This is a genomic window from Desulfosporosinus meridiei DSM 13257 (assembly GCF_000231385.2).
Classification (GTDB): domain Bacteria; phylum Bacillota; class Desulfitobacteriia; order Desulfitobacteriales; family Desulfitobacteriaceae; genus Desulfosporosinus; species Desulfosporosinus meridiei.
Map to the genome: position 1 here is coordinate 3025082 of NC_018515.1, position 20008 is coordinate 3045089.

15 protein-coding genes are annotated in these 20008 nt (G+C 38.7%); 7 read left to right on the plus strand and 8 right to left on the minus strand.

Going from position 1 to position 20008, the window contains the following annotated elements:
• Window positions 1–100: 100 nt before the first annotated feature.
• A complete protein-coding gene (locus DESMER_RS14030) occupies window positions 101–373 on the plus strand; it encodes a hypothetical protein (protein ID WP_014903713.1) in 273 nt (90 codons plus the stop codon).
• Between the two features lie 152 nt (window positions 374–525).
• Here the strand turns inward: DESMER_RS14030 and DESMER_RS14035 are convergent, their stop codons facing one another.
• Window positions 526–3492, minus strand: coding sequence for an FAD-binding and (Fe-S)-binding domain-containing protein (locus DESMER_RS14035; protein WP_014903714.1), 2967 nt, complete (start codon window positions 3490–3492; stop codon window positions 526–528).
• A gap of 901 nt (window positions 3493–4393) precedes the next feature.
• Between DESMER_RS14035 and DESMER_RS14040 the strand changes: the two genes are divergently transcribed.
• On the plus strand, window positions 4394–4849 hold the full coding sequence (locus DESMER_RS14040; RefSeq protein WP_014903716.1) for a hypothetical protein: 456 nt from the start codon (window positions 4394–4396) through the stop codon (window positions 4847–4849).
• 131 nt (window positions 4850–4980) lie between these two features.
• Here DESMER_RS14040 and DESMER_RS22610 read toward each other — a convergent pair whose 3' ends face one another.
• Together DESMER_RS22610 and DESMER_RS14050 are read right to left on the minus strand one after the other, a co-directional pair.
• Window positions 4981–7713 (minus strand): hybrid sensor histidine kinase/response regulator, encoded by a 2733-nt coding sequence (locus tag DESMER_RS22610; protein WP_014903717.1) that lies wholly within the window; start codon window positions 7711–7713, stop codon window positions 4981–4983.
• Window positions 7714–8213: 500 nt separating this feature from the next.
• Window positions 8214–8945: a YkgJ family cysteine cluster protein gene (locus DESMER_RS14050; RefSeq protein ID WP_014903718.1), complete on the minus strand. Its 732-nt coding sequence runs from the start codon at window positions 8943–8945 to the stop codon at window positions 8214–8216.
• Between the two features lie 261 nt (window positions 8946–9206).
• Here DESMER_RS14050 and DESMER_RS14055 point away from each other — a divergent pair, with 261 nt between their 5' ends.
• The 4 genes from DESMER_RS14055 to DESMER_RS14070 all read left to right on the plus strand — a co-directional run bounded on the left by DESMER_RS14055 (window position 9207) and on the right by DESMER_RS14070 (window position 14154).
• Window positions 9207–10367, plus strand: a complete 1161-nt coding sequence (locus DESMER_RS14055) for a BMP family lipoprotein (RefSeq protein WP_014903719.1) — start codon at window positions 9207–9209, stop codon at window positions 10365–10367.
• A gap of 123 nt (window positions 10368–10490) precedes the next feature.
• On the plus strand, window positions 10491–12038 hold the full coding sequence (locus tag DESMER_RS14060; RefSeq protein ID WP_014903720.1) for an ABC transporter ATP-binding protein: 1548 nt from the start codon (window positions 10491–10493) through the stop codon (window positions 12036–12038).
• Window positions 12028–13185, plus strand: coding sequence for an ABC transporter permease (locus tag DESMER_RS14065; protein WP_014903721.1), 1158 nt, complete (start codon window positions 12028–12030; stop codon window positions 13183–13185). The genes DESMER_RS14060 and DESMER_RS14065 overlap by 11 nt, the downstream gene beginning before the upstream one ends.
• A 3-nt stretch (window positions 13186–13188) precedes the next feature.
• Window positions 13189–14154: an ABC transporter permease gene (locus tag DESMER_RS14070; RefSeq protein ID WP_014903722.1), complete on the plus strand. Its 966-nt coding sequence runs from the start codon at window positions 13189–13191 to the stop codon at window positions 14152–14154.
• Between the two features lie 135 nt (window positions 14155–14289).
• Here DESMER_RS14070 and DESMER_RS14075 read toward each other — a convergent pair whose 3' ends face one another.
• A complete protein-coding gene (locus DESMER_RS14075) occupies window positions 14290–14541 on the minus strand; it encodes a hypothetical protein (protein ID WP_042333785.1) in 252 nt (83 codons plus the stop codon).
• Window positions 14542–14614: 73 nt separating this feature from the next.
• The gene (locus tag DESMER_RS14080) at window positions 14615–15364 is read right to left on the minus strand and encodes an N-acetylmuramoyl-L-alanine amidase (protein ID WP_014903723.1); all 750 of its coding nucleotides are present in this window, start codon (window positions 15362–15364) and stop codon (window positions 14615–14617) included.
• A gap of 152 nt (window positions 15365–15516) precedes the next feature.
• Here DESMER_RS14080 and tlp point away from each other — a divergent pair, with 152 nt between their 5' ends.
• Complete coding sequence (gene tlp / locus DESMER_RS14085; RefSeq protein ID WP_014903724.1) at window positions 15517–15732, plus strand: small acid-soluble spore protein Tlp; 216 nt, start codon at window positions 15517–15519, stop codon at window positions 15730–15732.
• A gap of 114 nt (window positions 15733–15846) precedes the next feature.
• Here tlp and DESMER_RS14090 read toward each other — a convergent pair whose 3' ends face one another.
• The 3 genes from DESMER_RS14090 to DESMER_RS14100 form a co-directional block, all read right to left on the minus strand.
• A complete protein-coding gene (locus DESMER_RS14090) occupies window positions 15847–16695 on the minus strand; it encodes a hypothetical protein (RefSeq protein WP_014903725.1) in 849 nt (282 codons plus the stop codon).
• Window positions 16696–16896: 201 nt separating this feature from the next.
• On the minus strand, window positions 16897–17394 hold the full coding sequence (locus DESMER_RS24750; protein ID WP_014903726.1) for a CBO0543 family protein: 498 nt from the start codon (window positions 17392–17394) through the stop codon (window positions 16897–16899).
• Window positions 17395–17500: 106 nt separating this feature from the next.
• A complete protein-coding gene (locus DESMER_RS14100) occupies window positions 17501–19999 on the minus strand; it encodes an HD domain-containing phosphohydrolase (RefSeq protein ID WP_014903727.1) in 2499 nt (832 codons plus the stop codon).
• Window positions 20000–20008 lie beyond the last annotated feature (9 nt).

The window sequence follows — 20008 nt, forward strand, 5'->3', positions numbered from 1 at the left end:
GAGAAATTCTCTTCTTAACCAACGCATTTATGTATTTTATATGGAGCTTCGCTTACATAGAACCATTGCAGCTGGAAACATTAATAATGAGGTGATTAAAATGAATAAACTATATGGTAAAATAATGACCAAAGACGCCTTCCTAAATAATGCCCCATATGCTAAAGAACCATATGAGGGCATTATGGTAAGCCTTGATACAGAGAATAATCAATATAAGATCGCTGTACAGTTAAGCGAAAACCAAGTACTGCTGGTCGACAAGGTAAAAGATACGGAAGTTCAGGAGCGGTTAATTCAGTGGATACCGCGTGTCAATGAAATCCAGCTTCAATACGGAGTTGATAATGATTTAGAAAACTATTCAAGGTAATAGACTCTTAATTTTTAGAGTTTCAGCCTAATTCCTAGGTAATGATCACTTATAATTGGAGCTCATAAGCTGCTTATAAACAGCATTACGAGCTCCATATCTTTCTTCTCTCTTACATGCTAAATACTTGTAATCTCTAGATTATACTACTGTTAATGTAAAGGTAGTGGTGTCGAAGAACGATCCACAAGATACATTAACGATTGATAGCTTATTCCGCTATGTAACGATAGACCTATCTCACATGTTCTGCTATTAGAATAACCCGAAGTACATCCCTCCGGAATTGAGGGTTTAAGCCCAGCCAAGGCGGAACGGTTCAGTTCAGGGTATGAAAACCCCTTATCCCCAGCAAATCCGCAACAATGTACATCATCCGGCATCACTACTTTTTCTGCACAGGCCTCAGCTATGGCTTTAAATTTATCACTGAGATGCATTTTTACAGAACTACAGGTTACATGAACAGCCACAGTCTCAGGAAGCTTTCTCAATTTCAAGCGATTAAGCAAGAAATCATGGGTAAACTCTACGGAATCATGCAGCTCAATTCCAGACTTAAAAGCTCGTTTCATTCGATAGAGACAGGGGCTGGTGTCGCAAAGAATGGGGTATTTTCCATTTTCACTCGCTTTGAGCAGTACTTTCTCAAGCTCCTCACTTTTCTCATCAGCAATATCGAAGAAACCTTTGCTTTCCCAGGGCATACCACAGCACAGGTTGTCCATGTTTGGTGGGTAGATAATTTCATATCCAGCTTTGTCCAATAAAGAACTCATCACTTCGTGAAGAGGTCTTTGATCCCTATCCTTACTAGCAGGACCCATAGAGCGGCTAATACAGCTTGGAAAATAGACTACCTTTAAGAGGTCTGGGTTCATCGAAGCCGTTCCAGACGATTTCATACCCCGTGCTGTATTACCGGCTGGCATCTTGGGATTAGAGCCCCGACCAGGCATCCAAGGGTTCCAGTTGGGAATTCGATTCTTTGTGAGGGTGTGAGCCTTTGTTGCCAGTGTATCCATCAATCCAGTTCCCAGTAGTGAATGGGCCACATCTACGGCACCAAGTCCAAAGCGCATAAAAGTAGTAACCCCATTCATGTTTTTGGACAGACGTTGGGCAATAAAGCGAGCGGTGGGCGTAATGGCCTGTGAACGCAGGTATTTAGAATTATCTCCGGTATTAATAGAAAGGGGACATGATTTGGCACAGAGTCCGTCTGTAGCACAGGTTGCATTGCCGGCGTAGTCATAATCCTTAAGTAAACGCATTAAACGCTGGGGTTCTTTTCCTGTCCGTTTCAGAAAGGATATTTCACGTTGCAGGATAATCCTCATTCGCGGAGTTGTTGTAATATTCTTCGAGGGACAAATATCTTGACAAAAACCACAGTTTGTACAGCGATCAATCGTTTCATGAGACTCTGGCATCATTTTTAAGTCTTCCAAATAGACATTCTGATTATCATTGATAACTACTCCGGGATTTAACAGGCCCTGAGGATCAAAGGCGGATTTTATCCGTTTCATGAGCTGATACGCCTTACTCCCCCATTCCAGCTCCACAAAAGGCGCCATATTCCGACCGGTGCCATGTTCGGCCTTCAATGAGCCATCATATTTTTTGACAACTAGTTCATTAACCTCGTTCATAAGTCCTGCATATCGGTTAATTTCTTCATCCGTCTCAAACTTCGGTGTGAAAATAAAATGCCAATTCCCATCTAAAGCATGACCATAAATAATAGCATCCACATAGCCAAATTTGTTAAGAATATTTCTTAGATCCAGTGTGGCTTCAGCTAATCTTTCTAAAGGAAAAGCTACATCTTCAATAATTACCGCTGTGCCTTGTTCTCGCACTCCACCCACTGCAGGGAAAATCCCTTTGCGAATCTTCCAATAAGTTTCATACTCGGATTTTATGGTTGTAAAGTCAATGGGCAAAACTGTTGTAATAACCTTAAGACGTTCTTTAACTTCGCCAATCCGTTTTTCAAGAACCTCCCGATTTTCTGCACGAACCTCCACTAGGAGTGCGGTTGCCGTTTCTGAAAGAGTTCTTAAGTAATTGGGCATACCCGGCTCCTCTTCCATGGTTTTAAGGGAAGCTCTGTCCATCATCTCAGCAGCCGACACCAAATCCCGATTCAGTTTCATTACAGCTCGACAGGCATGATCCATATCCGGATATATAATTAAGGCAGATGCTTTATGCTCATGTTCAATAACTGTTTTATAGGTTATTTGAGAGATAAACCCTAAAGTTCCTTCCGAACCAATCATAACATGCTTAATAATCTCAATAGGATCCTCAAAATCAACAAAGGCATTTAGACTATAGCCAGTAGTATTCTTAATCTTATACTTCTTTTCAATCATCATAGTTAGCTCCGGGTCAGCCTTAAGCTCATCCCGAATGCTCTCTATTTGTAGGATAAGCTCCGGTTTACTTTGAAGAAAGGCTTTACGAGAATTAGGATCTGCTGTATCGAGAATCGTTCCATCGTCAAAAATGATTCGCATATCTTCAACTGTTTTATAGCTATTATCTGCAGTACCACAGCACATACCGCTGGCATTATTGGCGGCTATCCCACCGATCATGCAATGATCGATGGACGCCGGATCCGGGCCGATCTTCCTGCCATAGGATCTTAAGTACCGGTTTGCCTCTACTCCGAGAATCCCCGGTTCGAGGGTTATTTTCTTTCCTTCTTCCAAAACATCATAGTGCCGCCACGCTCCTTGCACCATGAGTAAGACAGAATCGGTTAAAGCTTGCCCCGATAAACTAGTCCCTGCACATCTAAAAGTAACTGGTGTCTTAAGATTCTGCGCAATTTTTAAAATTGCCGACATTTCATCATTGTTAAGAACCTTAACCACAACTTTAGGAATTAACCGATAAAAACTGGCGTCAATGCCAAACCCTAAAGTATAAAGTGGATCAATAAAGACCCGCTGGTAGGGAATGAACCGGGTTATTTCTCGGTAAAACTCTTGATAAGCTTTAGGAAGCGAGCCCAGATCCTCTTGTTTATAGGAAAGATTGCGTGGGTCTTTAGGATTTAAAGGATATAATATTTGTCGTGTGCCGCTACGTCGATGAGTCAAATCAGTCACTCCTTCAGACAAGTTTATTATCTAGTCTTTGCAAACTTAAGACGTCCAATTCTTCATCAGCATTTTCTTAGGCCAAAAACAGCTAGCAGCCTGTATGAAGCAGGACTGCTAGCTGTTGAAATCAAGACTTAAACTCTATTACTATCCCTATTTCTTACTCACTCATTTCTAATTCCGATCATCCAATTTAAAGTAAACATAAAAGGTAGAACCAGAAGGACTGGTTTCAACACTTATCCTTCCATTGTGTCGAGAAACTATGCCGTAACACGCAGTTGGTTTGTTACGATTTATGATTATGTTGTCCAAAACAACAGTATCCATGACCCTGCCACTCTTTCCCCAGACCCATTGTTACCCAATAAAACATTAGGTATTGGATAATTAAAATACACACTCCACCCTAACTTTACGCCTCGTAATTCAGGTTGTTTTAACGACTCGTTCAGGTTTATCACAATCATTCTCGCCAATGAACAAAGGCTCAAGTCCTATATCGGCTAGAATAGTTTCAATTATATGCTTTTCTTGTGCAGTCATACTCTCTCCTCCCAATATACCTGACTATTTTGAATTTTCATATTAAATCGGACCATATTATTGTAATCTAAGAAAGGGTATAGATAAAGCGAAATCTTTGTCACAATTTGTAAACTTAGAGGAATAAATATATAAACCCTTAATAGATCCACTAACCATTAAGTATGTAGATTTTAGCTTAATGTAGTAGTTTTAAGATTTCTATATAACTATATATACTCTTTAGAACTCATCTTGGTACCAAAAACGAACCCCAGTGGAGTTTTAAAAATTCCTATTCTCCCTATATTTAATAAAAATTTAAATTTTACGGCATACTTAATTCGAATCGTAAAAAGGGAGCGTTAAACAAATGAAGAAAGATAGGTTTGTTGCTGGAGGCATTGCAGGATTTGTAGCCAGTGTTACCTGTGATCTAGTCGGGATTATTTATAAAGCATTAGGCTGGACTGATAGGGCTTTCAACGATTACGCTACAATTGTACTTACAAATCAGATATTTTCCAAGCAAGGTTTTTTGGGTCTAGTCCTTTCAATAATTAGCCATGGAGCTGTGTGTATGATGCTTGGTATAGTCTTCGCCTATTTATTAATGTTTACTTCAAGTAATTATTTATATCTAAAAGGTTTAGGATACAGTTTAGCTATTTGGTTATTACTCAATACATTTGGTACATTACTAAAGCTTCCTCTCTTTATAAATATGCCCCTTAACGTAGCATACTCAACACTTTCTACTGCCCTAATTTATGGTCTAATGGTTTCCTTTACCTTAAGGATCATTGATAAAAGAATGCACTTGCTCTAGAGATAAAGATATGTTAAAAGAACCTAGGTAATTTTAAGATATTTAACTCATATCAACGCAATTTTAATATTCTCAAATTGAGCAACTTTGCTAATCAAAAAGTGATGTACCAAATTCAGGTACATCACTTTTCAAAAGATATTGGCCCTTTGGGTTTTGATGCGAATCCATTTATCCACGATCTTATAAAATTCTTCCGCATCAATTGGTTTTACTAAATAATCATCCATGCCGGCACTAAGGCATTTTTCTCTATCACCGACCAGAGCGAAAGCTGTCGTAGCTATTATCGGCGTATGCTTTTTTAATGGTTTTTCTGTAGCTCTGATTATTTTTGTAGTCTCAAAACCACTTATATCAGGCATTTGAATATCCATTAATATTAAATCAAAACATTGGCTTTTCAAAGTCTCAATTGCTTCAGTTCCACTTTTGGCAATCATCAAACTGATATTCTTTCGTTCACAAAGCTTTTTTATAAGAACTCCGCTTACATAATCATCTTCAACCAATAAGGCTGAGGAATATATTGGAATCAGGGCCTTAGCATTAGGGCTGTGATTGTCAAACCTTTCAAAATTCCGAGATTGTGTCAAGATTACACTAAATGAAAAATTACTCCCAACTCCTGCCTGGCTTTCCACACTAATTTCTCCATTCATCATGTTAATGAATTGTTTGGATATCGCCAGACCTAACCCTGTACCTCCGTATTTCTTAGTAACTGAATCATCACCTTGTGTAAAATAGGTAAATAACTGACCAATTTTATCCTCGTCTATTCCCATACCCGTATCTTTAATTGAAAAGAGCAACTGCACTCTGTCCTTACATACCTTTCCTTTTAGAATAGATAGTTCAATACTTCCATGTTCTGTAAACTTAATGGCATTTCCCAAAAGATTAAAGAGAATTTGCTTCAACCTACCTGTATCACCTAATAGCCGACTATTTATTTCATTATCTAGGAAAAATGAATAATTAAGTCCTTTACGGAGAGCTAATGGTTGAATTATATCATTTACTTCTTCGATTAACTGCCTAAAATCAAAATCTTCAAGACATAGGTTAATTTTGCCAGCTTCTATTCGTGAAAGATCAAGGATATCATTGATAATGTTTAACAGGTTGTCGCCGCAGGTTTTAATGATTTTGGCCATTTCCTTTTGTTTACCTTCTAGATCCATAATTAACAGTTGGGCCATTCCAAGAACACCACTCATCGGTGTTCTTATTTCATGACTCATGTTTGCCAGGAATTGGCTTTTTGCTTTGTTGGCTTTCTCAGCGTCTTCCTTAGCCTGTCGTAATGATTCCTCATAAGTCTTAATCTTTGTTATATCTTCAGCAATACCAACTCTCCGTTTTATTCCAGCATTTTCATTAAATATTGGGAATGTCCTGGCCCAAATCCAGCAAATTGATCCATCGGATCGAATAACCCTAAATTGTTCATCAAATATATTATCTGAATTAGAATTATCATTTTGTCTAAATGCTTTTATAAATGTGTCTTTATCCTTTGGGTGTATGCCTTCAATAAATGATTGAGAGTTGTTATATAAGCTTTGGCAACTTCTTTCAAATACGCTCTCATACTCTTTATTTATGTATACTACTTGTTTACCTTCACTAATCCAAATAACGTGTCCCAAATTTTCAGCTAGCTCTTTGAACCTTTCCTCACTCTCTTTGAGTCTAATTTCATTTAGTTTTCGTTCCGTAATATCTTGCACAACTCCATACCACCGAACAAGGTTTCCCGAGGTATCCTTATCATACTTTACCTTTTCATGAATCCATCTAACTTCGTTATCTGTTCTAATTATCCTGAGGTCTAATTTAAATTCGTTGTCAGGAGGAGGCTCTTTTATCACATTTTCTACTACGTGCCTGTCATCGGGATAAACAAGCTTAATGCCATCTGAAATAGTAGGTATAAACTCCTGTGGCTTATAGCCAAAGATTCTAAACAACTCATCCGACCAAGGATATTCTCCGGTAATAGGATCAAATTCCCAATATCCTAAATTAGCAAACTCTTGTGCTTCTATCAATTGTTCCTTAGTTTTCTGTAATTCCTTGGCTTGTTCTTCTATAGCTTGCTGATATTCCTTGTTTTCTATTTTACTGAGGACTCTCTCGGTTACATCTTCCAGTATGGAAATAATATACTTAACTTCTCCATTTTCTTCGATGGGCATTAAGGTATTATCCCAATACCGCTCATCAGTTGTACCAAGCAATCCTTCCCTTTCAGAGACATGCAAGCTGTTATTTGAATCCACCACATTTTTCCACTTACAGCCTTGAAAATCTGGGATAAAGTCCATAATTCTCAGCCCTAATAAACAATGCTTTTTCTTATAATCAACTCTAGGCAATTCAGAAGGGTTTGCAACAGGATTAATGGTTTCTAAGATATAGTCCTGGTACTTATCATTGGCTTTAAGGAGCGTAAAGTTAAGTGCAGAGTAAATGCCAATCCCAACTTTATTGTCCAGAAAGAACTTACTTAAGAATAATACCTTATCGCCGAGTCTTGAATTAGTCTTTTCTTGAAATATATAAATTTTCTCTTCCGCTGTTGATCCTTGTTCTATTTCCATTGTTATTTCTCTGGATTCATAGTTTTTTGTAAAAATAAAGCATTCTATTTGATTTAGATCCTTGCTCATATCATACGACTCAGTATTAATTCTTAGCAACTCGTGGATTACCTGGGATATTTTTTTGTCTAAAATATCCTCTTTCGAGAAATCAGTTAATTCTAAAAATTCCTTTCCTACCTTAACAACTTTAGCGTTGATTGTTATTAAGAAAGGCCTTATCTCAAGTTTATTTAACAAAGGATTTTCTGTCATTTCTATACCTCATTAGCAAATTCCCTACTTTATCTATTTATTTTCGACACAATTCATTTATACCCTCTATTTTCGACTATATATCTTAAGTTTCTTTTATGTAACGCTGCAAAATCTTTAAATTCTTCCGATACTCCCATCATTCTACCTTGATCTACAAATATCTTCCCTGTTGACTCAAGGTTCTTTTTGAGAGCTAAGGACTATATCTCAGAAAATGAAAGCATAATTATAAACCTTTAGAGCAACTCTGATATTCCAATTTCTTAGTGTCAGGCGGAGCTATCCGGAATATTATGTTATATATGGTAAAAGGGGGATATAATGATGTTGATTTTTGGTTGTGGCATTGCAATTGTATCAATTGCTATTCTTATGCTCATCGCATTGGGCATTGTATTCTAATCTAGCCAATAAAAAAACTACCCTTCTCCCTTTATGGGGAGGGGTAGTATCACGATACTATCATTCCTTTTGGCAGGATAACTTTCCTGCCTTATTTAATTTATGCCGTTAATTTTTAAGTTTGTCAAGGGCTCGGAACCTAAACATAAAAGTTTAAAACCAAATTTCATTAGCTGGACATCGTTATGCTGGATCTCATCTATTCCCTCTTGGCCCAAACTCAATTCTTCAAATAGGGATGGGTTATTCAGCAACAAGGTTCTAAATCTGTCCAGATCATAGCAAGCCATAAAGAAAAGCTGTTTAAGCTTTTCGTCAGTTTCTGGGTTACCGGTAAGTTTTAAATGGTTGGGTATTTCATTAAACCCTTGCTCAGTATCTTCGTAAATCCCTAACCCCTGCTCTTGGATCCAATCCTTTACGGTTTGTGTCTTTTTCTCATTTAGGCCGTGGCAATGGGAACTTTCAAAAATAAAAGAATACTTTCCACCCCCCAGCATGTCCACAGGTGCCATACGGCAGGACCAAGGTCTCTCTTTATAAACCTGACATCCCTTAGGTGTTATGAAAGGACATCTTAGTTTATTGTCCTTGGACATGTCTATTTGTACAATGGACAAACCAGTGTGAGGTATTTGTACCTTAAGTGTATACTCCTTCAGAAAATCCTCTGAAGAAAGGTTGAGATAATTTTTCATCCGGAGAACATCATATGGAGAGAGATAAATATTGATGTCCCGGCAACATGTCTTAAAGCACTCCAGTCCATCGTGACAATGGAATGCAAACTCACTGTCTTCATTTAGAACTAAATGTCGGTGATTCATAAAATTGCCCCCCTTCAATCCTTTACTATTATAAATTATCTCTGGAGGATAAGATAGTGATTTAACTGAGTTCTCCATCATCTTAGCTGCACGGTTTAACGTATAAAGCTTGTTTTTAAATTGTTATAAAAAATTTATATTTCAATTCTTTTATTAAGTCGATGAATTCAACCGTTGACATTGGATAATAGTTGTAAATTCAGATAAGGATGATACAATACTTTTATGGAAAATATTATTAAAATCAGAGGGGGAGTATAATTGAAAAGGTTTTCGGCAATACTATTAGTTCTTGTTTTGTTATGTTTCTCGGTGATTACTGGCTGTGGCAGTACAACTAGCCAAAGTGATGCAACAAGCAAAGGCTTCGAAATCGCGCTCATTACCGACAAAGGCAATATCGATGATAAGTCCTTTAACCAAGGTTCCTGGGAAGGGGTGGTTGCCTTTGCTGAGGCTAACAAAATTAGCCACAAATATTATAAACCTGAAGAAGCGTCAGACGCAGGCTATCTTGCTGCTATCGATCTGGCAGTCACAGGTGGCGCTAAGGTAATTGTTACACCAGGTTTCCTCTTTGAGGTTCCTATTTACGAGGCACAGTCAAAGTACCCTGAGGTAAAATTCATCCTTTTGGATGGAACTCCTCATACAGCTGATTATAAAACCTTTAAAACTAATGATAATGTAGCAAGTATTCTGTACTCTGAAGAAGAGCCCGGCTATTTGGCTGGTTATGCAGCAGTTTTAGACGGCATGAAGAAGCTTGGCTTCATGGGTGGTATGGCTGTTCCTGCTGTTCAAGCCTTTGGTTATGGATATTTACAGGGAGCAGAGGCTGCTGCTGTAAAATTGGGCCTTCCTGCAGGCGCAATTTCTGTTACATACCACTATACAGGGGATTTTGCAGAAACTGATACCAATAAGGCAACAGCAAAAACCATGTATCAGGAAGGTACTGAGGTTATTTTTGCTTGCGGCGGTTCCGTAGGTAAGAGTGTTATGTCTGCTGCTGCAGAAGCTGGAAAAAAAGTTATCGGGGTTGACGTGGATCAAAGATATGACAGCGAGACTGTTATCACTTCTGCAACCAAAGGACTTGGCGCTTCTGTTATACAGGTTCTTGAGTCTATCTATAAGACTGACAAATGGAGCACCTACGCAGGGAAATCTACCTATTTCAATGCATCTAATAATGGTGTAGGTCTGCCAACAACGATTATTGGCAAACAAGATGGCAATGCCTTTGACCGTTTTAAATCCTTCAGCAAAAAAGATTATGAGGCTATTTATGCTTCACTGGCTGATAGCTCAATCGATCCTGTCCGCACCCTAAAGGTTGAAGATACTAACGGTTATGCAACAGCTAAAGAGCTTATAACCGGCCTAAAACTTTCCAAGGTTACTGTTCAAGTTAGATAACAAATAATTATTGTAACTCTACTGAGCCTGTGGTCAGTAGAAGCCCTTTAATGACAAAGGGGAAAGGCCAAAAGCTCCTTTCCCCTTTATGTGTACTTAACTTGTTAAAAAAGGGGTTTATTAATGGAAAACTATATTATCGAAATGCTTAATATAACCAAAGAATTCCCCGGCATCATTGCCAATGATAATATAACTCTGCGCTTAAAAAAGGGCGAAATTCATGCTCTGTTAGGGGAAAACGGTGCCGGAAAATCCACCCTAATGAGCGTTCTTTTTGGCTTATACCAGCCGGAAATAGGTGAAATCAAGAAGAATGGCCAGGTGGTCAAAATTAACAATCCCAATGACGCTAATGATTTGGGCATCGGCATGGTGCACCAACATTTTAAACTCATCGATATTTTTACGGTTCTTGAAAATATCATTTTAGGAGTTGAGCCCAATAAGCTGGGTTTCTTGAAAAAAAAGCAAGCCCGGGAAAAGGTACTTAAACTTAGCAAACAGTATGGACTTGAGGTAAACCCTGATGCATTAATTGAAAAGATATCTGTTGGCATGCAACAGCGTGTTGAGATTCTAAAAATGTTATACCGCGAAAATGATATCCTGATTTTTGACGAGCCCACCGCAGTTTTAACCCCCCAGGAAATAGATGAGCTTATGGAAATAATGCGGGAATTCGCCAGAGAAGGTAAATCCATATTATTTATAACCCATAAATTAAATGAGATTATGGCTGTTGCCGATCGTTGCACTGTACTGCGCAAAGGTAAATACATTGGTGACGTTGCAATAAAGGATACTACTAAGGAAGAACTGTCCCGGATGATGGTGGGACGAGATGTGAACTTCAAGGTACATAAAAAGACTAAGGAGCTTGGAGATGTTGTTCTTTCCGCTAATAATATTACTGTTTCCTCCAAGATTCATAAAAACAATGCTGTGAAAAATGTAAGTTTTGATGTGCGGGCAGGTGAAATCGTATGTCTTGCCGGTATCGACGGAAACGGACAAACTGAGCTTGTCTCCGCACTTACAGGACTCGAAAAAATTAGCAGCGGAAGTATCACCCTTGGCGGCAAGAACATTACCAAGGCTAACATACGCACCCGTTCAATGTCTGGTATAAGCCACATTCCGGAAGATCGGCATAAGTACGGTCTCGTCCTTGATTATTCCTTAGAAAAAAATCTAGTCCTGCAGCGTTATTGGCAGCCTGAGTTTCAGACCTTCGGATTTATCAAAACCAAAGCCGTACGCTCTTATGCCGATAGGTTGATTAAGCAATATGATGTGCGCAGCGGGCAAGGACCCATCACTCCAGTCCGAAGCATGTCCGGCGGCAACCAGCAAAAAGCCATTCTTGCCCGGGAAATTGACAAGGAGCACGAACTGATAATTGCCGTACAACCTACTCGAGGTCTGGATGTCGGCGCTATCGAGTATATCCATAAACAGCTCGTTGCCAGGCGCGATGCCGGAAAAGCTGTCTTGTTGGTATCCCTGGAGCTGGAGGAGGTCATGAATTTAAGCGACCGAATTCTTGTTATGTATGAAGGGGAAATCGTTGGTGAGCTAGACGCCAAGGCGACCACTGTTCAAGAACTTGGGCTTTACATGTCAGGTGCCAAACGCAGCACCGCAAAGGAGAATGAAAATGCAGGATAAGATGGTTTCATCTTCAAAAGCTATTGAGAATCTTAAAAAAGCGGGGAAAAGCAAAGGCTTTTCCGCTTTTACAGCCGCTCTGCTGGCAATAATTCTGGGCCTTATTTTTGGCTATCTTATTATGAGGATTGCAAGTCCTGCCAACTCCTTCTTAGGCTTTCAGATGCTGCTGATCGGCGGTTTTAAACGTATAGGTGATGTGTTTTATTTTGCAACTCCCATCTTAATGACAGGTCTGGCTGTAGGCTTTGCCTTCAAAATGGGCTTATTTAACATTGGGGCCTCAGGCCAGTATACCATGGGCATGTTCTTTGCCTTGTATGTCGGGTTTATGTGGAAGCTGCCGGACAGTATTCATTGGATCGTCTGTATACTGGCGGGGATGATCGGTGGTATGCTTTGGGGTTTGATTCCCGGGATATTTAAGGCATTCCTGAACGTTAACGAAGTTATTACCTCCATCATGTTTAACTATATCGGCATGTACCTAGTAGATATGCTTGTTCAAGGAAATGCAGCCATGTATATTTCCTCGAAAACCAGAACGGCCTATCTTCCAGCTTCAGCTCAATTGCCCACTCTCGGAATCCCTCATTCCAGTGTCAATATCTCTATTATTCTGGCCATTACTTTAGCACTTATATTATTTATCGTTTTAAACAAAACCACCTTTGGCTATGAACTCAAAGCAACGGGTTTTAACAAATTTGCCAGCGCCTACGCCGGCATGAACGACAAGCGCAATATTATTCTCACCCTGGTCATTGCCGGGGCCATGGCGGGACTAGGGGGAGCATTCGCTATTTTAGCACCGTCGACTATCGCTGGGAGCAGTATGACCTATGAGCCGGTCAGTGTTATTGCAGCCAACGGATTTAACGGTATTGCCGTAGCCCTCCTGGGCAACTCCAACCCCATCGGAATTATCTTTTCTGCAGTGTTCATTTCCCATATTCAAAGGGGAGGCACACTCGCCAGCCTCTACGGCTATAAGCCGGAAATCATCGATGTTGTGATTGCAGTTATTATTTATTTTTCAGCCTTTGCCATGCTCATGAATGCAAGCGTCGCTAACCTTATAAAGAAGCGTTACAGCAAAAAACAATCAGTAAAAATCCTGCCTGCTGATCAAAAGGAGGGGGCGTAGATTATGGATACCTTCTATTATTTAATTCAGAATACCCTTCCAGTTGCTATCCCCCTGCTTTTGGTGGCCCTGGGCGGTATGTTCAGTGAACGCAGCGGTGTCATTAACATTGCCCTGGAGGGAATCATGCTGGTGGGTGCATTTTTTGGCTGCCTGTTCGTTTACTTTGTCCAAAGTTCCTCCCTAGACGCCCAAAGCATATTGCTTCTGGGTATGCTCGTTGCAGCAGGTGCGGGACTTCTGTATTCTCTGTTGCTATCACTGGCAGCAGTAACTATGAAAGCAGACCAGACTATTACAGGTACCGCCCTTAATATGTTGATTCCCGCAGCCATTCTCTTGTTCTCCAAAATGTTTTTCAACAGTGACGGTATAACCACAAACAAGAACTTCTATATTAAGGAAGTTCCATTCTTAAGTGAAGTACCTGTGCTCGGAAAGATATTTTTCCAAAATACCTATATCACTGTATATATTGGAATTTTGCTACTGGTTCTATCGGCAATCGTATTTTATAAAACGAAGTTTGGTTTACGCCTTCGCGCCTGTGGCGAACATCCTCACGCTGCCGACTCTGTCGGAATAAACGTCTATTTCATGCGTTATGCCGGGGTGAGCCTTTCCGGTATCCTGGGGGGAATTGGCGGATTCTTCTACGCCGTTGGTGTTATGAATGGCAACACCAACGGTCATACAGGGGTTGCGGGATTCGGCTTCCTGGCGCTAGCTGTTATGATCTTCGGACAATGGAAACCTTTTAAGATCCTGCTCGCAGCCTTATTCTTCGCCTTCCTGCGTACTGTGGCCTATTCCATTGCCCTCATCCCCTTCTTAGATGCTTTAAACATCAATCAAACATATTACAAGATGCTTCCATATTTAGCAACGATGGTTGTTTTGGCCTTTACATCAAAAAAATCCAGGGCTCCTAAAGCCGAAGGCATACCCTACGATAAGGGACTTAGGTAATTTATATCAGCCCATTGATTGGCCCTATCTATAGCCTTATAACGCATACCTTAAATATAAAGACCTTATCGAGTGAAGTCTGCATCCCCTTCTCGATAAGGTCTTTCACTATAAGCACCTAGTTAAGTAGTTATATTAACCAATTTTGTCATATTCCCGCTGAATAATCCCGGCCAGGATTTCAGCAGTTTGTCCAGATACCCTTAACTGATCATTGGTAAGGCAAAAACTTACATGCCGCTCATCAAGATCCAGATCATCAATTGCACTTGCAAAAAAACCTCTTACCTTTTTATCAATCTGAAGCACAATATTAATATTATCTTCTCGGGCCTCGAAGTAAACTTCAAGTTCATCAAGGATGCATAACCTAAGATTCAGTGTCACTTATGACTATCTTCTCTTTAACTCAAAAAAGATAGCAGGCTCTTAACCTGCTTAGTATACTACCTTCCATTATTTACTCTAAATATTTGGCCACAGCAGCCGCTGTTAGATATTTGTCATTTCCACTCAACAGAACTTCAGCTGGATGTTTGGTTGTAGGACCCCCTACGACTATCAATTTCTCAGCACTTTGGGCTTCATCAGGTACTGATAAATCTGCCGGTCTTACAAAAATAGCGCAGTTCCCATGCTTTGTTGCAACATCGTAACCCGCCCAAAAATCCTCCTTCGTGAACAATAAGACTGCTACCTTTAACACTTCGCTTCCTCCTTGCAAATCATTAAAGAGCCGATCCCAGGGAAATTCTGTTCCAGGACACCTAGCTCTATTAACAGAGTCGATCCTGTTATGCCCAATGATATTATCTCTGGTTACAGGAATCCCTAAAGTCTCAATTAACCAGCGATGTAAGGCAAGAGTTGCCTGGTACTGGGCTTCAGGCATCTTACTCCCGCTTAGGCCTTCGTGTTCAATTGAAACGGTGTAATAATTCGGATTAACTCCTGAAATAAGCAAAGGCCAATTCGGTTGATTCACACTTCCGTTTGCCCAAGCATGGTTTTTCAGATCCACGTACTGATGGATCTCTCCATTTTTACCGACTCCAAAATGAGAACTAACTTTACTCTCTGGCTTCGCAAACCATGAGTCTGTACCTACCAATGTACCTTCCATGATGTGATTTACAATCGCAATTATTTTATACCCCATCGGGCTACTGAAGTTAGGCGATCCGATCCATTTAATCGTTGGTTTAACCATTTTCACTCCCCTCTCTAGACATACTATGAGCGGAGCATCAATGATGTCACTACTAAACATGAACACTATATTTGTAAGGAACACTATGGAATAGCATCTTTCAGTTTAGGTCATCCTAATAATGCAGCAAGGATTGAATAGGAGTGATAACATTGGCCAAACCAGATGATCGATCAGATAATGAGGAACACCTTCAGAATCATATAGACCACACTTTTGTAAATTTGCGTGAAGCAGAGGATTACTTAAATGAACATGCAGATGAGATTTCTGATGAAGAGAAACAAGCTATTGAAGCGAAAAATGATCGACGCAGAGAAAGTATTGATTATTTCATAGCAGAAAAAAAGGATGAAGCTCGACGGTAAGGTAAGCTATCCTATCATTCTACTCGAACACAAGCAGCCAGATCCTTCATGGATGAGGCTGCTTGTGTTCAGCTTATGGTACTCTGAAATATCAGGTCTTCCCACTTTCAAAATTTACTTGTCTTTGTAGAAGTAATCAAGCAATACAATTGATAGATAAATTGAGAAAATAGATATTGTCGAAAAAACCACATACCAAAACATATTATAAAAGTAAAGGATATGCAGCTTATAGGCAATAAAATTTATGCCGTAAATCGCCAAAATAACCCCGGACTTCCAGCGCCATTTAAGCCTTAGAAAATAGATTGAAATTATAATAACTGCAACAAATGTATAATACAAGAGAGCTGCGACATATGGACTTCTTACCGAGTCAGGTATAAGATTCCGTGTATAATTTTGATATCCCGACAAAATAAACCCCCATAACAAGGTAATTATGTCCAGCGGAAATAATCCAATAAATATGTAAAAATACAATCTAAGAGGTTTAATACCCCTCATCAACCCTTTTATGTAATTCTTTTTTGCCCACCAGAAATATATAGTCAACCCCACAAGAGTCATCCAAGTTCGGTACCAGTTATGCGAATAGATACCTAAAGCCAAAAATAGTTCTTCTATTAGTCCGTATATTCCCGATAGAATTAATATCCAATAGTTCTTTAAATTTAAAACCGCTACTAACAGGGCAGTTGCTGCGACGGAAAACTGGGAGAAAAGGTTTCCTGCAAGAACGTCATCAAAAGGTGAAGTATGAATAATCATCGGATAATAGTTGTATGATTTAAACACAATAAGTATCATTGTTTCGAAGAAAAGAACCAGTCCTACTAAAGTCATATAAAAGGCAAAAGTAAACTTACGCCGCTTGGCTTTGCTTATTGAGTAAATTACTGTACTGATAGTCGAAATACCTAATAGGATATACCAAATTGTATTTGACCAAAAATAAACCATTGAGATACTTTCCTTTACTAAAACAATAGTTGCCAATTGGGGATTCTTAATATACCTTCTCTAGTATTAGAAAAAATTGAAGATAACATACCGTGAGGCTGCTATCGTAGAGGTGGCTACCATCAAATAATTTGGTAGTAGCCACCTTATGATTTCTAGAAGACACACATGGCATCCTTGTCATGTGTGTTTTCTGCGTATTTAATTAAGTGGAATTTTAAAAACTATCATGATCATAACCCCAGCAACAAACGAAATTAGCCAAGCCCACTGTGGTTTTATGTAATGTATGCGGAGTAAGGGAAACATGAACAAATTGAAAATAACCGAATATGTAAATTTCCAACCATTTAGATAAGCAAAATGATTAATTTTTAAAGCCCACAACTCTATTAACGAAAACAAAAGCACCCAAGTGATTATGTATATGAATTTCTTAGGGATATTTTTCGAGGGAAAATATGCCAAAAACAACAAGCCGAAACATGGAAAAAGCACAAGACTCATTAGCATATCAGCTAGGGATGAAGGTACTATCGTTGTAAATTTCCAAAGGGGTTTATTAATAGTAAGATAGAGGTAGATGAAATTACCTAGTGCCCAAAACAGAATTGTTGAGTAGTAATCTTTCCAGTGCCTCCAATCGCCCCATTGCCAAGTAATTGCTAAAACAATTATTGTGAGTAGAGGATCTTCCATTGTAACCTCCTTTAGAAGAAAGTTTGGCTAATCTAAATTATCCCCACTCACAATTGTCCTAATACCCTATCAGTAATAAATTTATCCTTTGGAACTCGAAACCGATTTATCCGGCCTGACTATCATTCCTGGAAAGTTTGTTTAATACGGTTTCAATAAATACGTTTAAGATCATTGGGTCAAACTGGATACCTGCATTGTTTTGTAGCTCTTCAAGAGCAATAACTTCCGGTAATGCACTTCGATAACTCCTTTGACTAGTCATAGCATCATAGGCATCAGCTATGGCGATAATTCTCGCTTGCAGCGGTATTTCTTCCCCCTTTAAGCCTTTGGGATACCCCATACCATTCCATTTTTCATGATGACATAGAACGTATTCTGCAATTTCTGCCATATCATTCACTGTGCTAAGTATTCTATAACCTATCTCCGGATGACGTTTTATTTCTTCCCACTCAAGCTCAGTCAATTTCCCCGGCTTATTGAGAGTGGCTTCCTCTATCGCAATTTTTCCTATATCATGAAGCAACCCGACTGTTTTTAGCTCCTCGATATCTCCTTCCGACAAACTAAGGGCTTTTCCGATACTTTTGCACAATTCCGAAACTCGATAGGAGTGCTGTTCTTCTCGTTTGTTTTTTTCATGAAGAGTACTAATGATAGCTTTAATGGTCTTTCCTCTCATACTGGGACTTTCAAAAAGCTTTTTCTTATACATTCGATCCTCAGCTTTTTTAAATACTTCTAAAATATTTTCCTCCGGATTGTGTTTAGTTTCCCAACCAAATGAAATGGATAGTTCAATAGAGCCTACTTGTTCATTTTTAGAGTAAGCTTTTATACCTTTAACAAGTTGTTCTGTTTCCTTAACACCTGTCTTAGGTAACAGAATAACAAATTCATCTCCACCAAGCCTAGCTATAATATCGCCTGATCGACAGCCTTTGGCTATTGCTGAACTTACCTTTTGCAAGAGCTCATCTCCCATGATATGTCCGAATGAATCATTGATAAGCTTTAACCCGTTCACATCTGCCATAACTATGGTTAGAGGAAGATTCCTTGGTACATCCAGCCGCTTCAATTCCTCTTCAAAAAATCTTCTATTGTATAGCCCAGTTAGTACATCGTTGTAGCTTAAATACTCTAGTCTATTTTCCAATTGTTTATGCTCAGTCACATCTCTTAACAAACCATGAAAAACTTGTTTGCCGTTGAGTAGAATAGAAGTTAACATGATTTCGACAGGGAACTCGATCCCATTCTCTTTTTTATGCCACCATTCAAATTTAACTTCACCCGTGGTCTTGGCCTGTTTATTCATTGCTTGGGCCTTTTCTTCAGAAAGAATCCCATCAGGTTGGTATTCAGGTGAAAGCTCCCATAAATTTTTACCGATTAAAATTTCTTTAGAATCAGTTCCTAATAATCTTGTCGTTGCTGGATTACAATCGATAATCTTATTTCCTTCCATTATTAAAATCGAATCAGAAGAGCCTTCAAAAAGCTTTCGAAAGGTGTATTCACTAGCCTCTACTTGTTGTACATACGCATGGAGTTCCTCATTTTTTCTCCGCAAATCATACAATAAGCTAATGTCCTGGATTACAAGAATTACACCTAGCAGATCATGTAATTTATCATCAATGATTTGTTTGTAAGATATATTAACTGGAATTCTTTCGCCACTTTTCTTCAATAGATTTATATCATTTAATTTACTGCTATCTTTCAAAGAGTCTATTAATATTCGTCTTCTTTTTTCTTCCAAAATAACATCAATATCCTGGTTTATCAGTTCATCCTCTTTAAATTCAAGTAAACTCAAAGTATGCTGAGATATCTTTATAATCATTCCTTTAGCATCCAACAATATGACCATATCCATAATTTCCTTAACAACTTCTTCAAATATGTAGCGTTCCGGAAGTCTTAGAAACTTATATTTAGTAATTACTCTATAAGTACCTAAGATCATAATAATGGAATACAATTGTCCCATTAGAGGAAATTGTATTGTTACAACAACCAGCGGAAGTATGTCTTGGGTCAATAGATTCAAAATAAAAGGAATCCCACTACAAGTTACTAATATAAAAGATTGCTTTTTGATTCTGACACTGCTCGATTTTAGGCCCCAAAATAGTAAGATAATTATACTAATCAATAAAAATAAAAAATTGTACAAAAAATCCCCAATATAAAAGATATTGGTAGTAACTTTAGACGTCTCAATACCTTCGCCAAATAAAAAAATTGCCATGTAAAAGAAAATTCCTGCTGGCAAAAAAATCAAAACCCTGGCCACTCGATATTTTAGAATTGGATTTTCTGTTATTAAAAGAACTAAATATAGCGAAAGAGCACTGAAACTACACCACCCAATAGCAGATATCTTGTTCCAAAAGGAAAAACTAATTTTGTCATGTGCTATGTAAGCGAAGGAATAAGCAAAAGACCATATCGCATAACTTGAACATAAAAGTAAAAATACTTTATGGACAAGAGATTTCGGATTTTGGGTGAAGGTATAAATACCAATGTAAGCATATATAACAACCGAAACTAATGATATTACTGAAAACAAACTCTCTGTACCCATACCACTTTC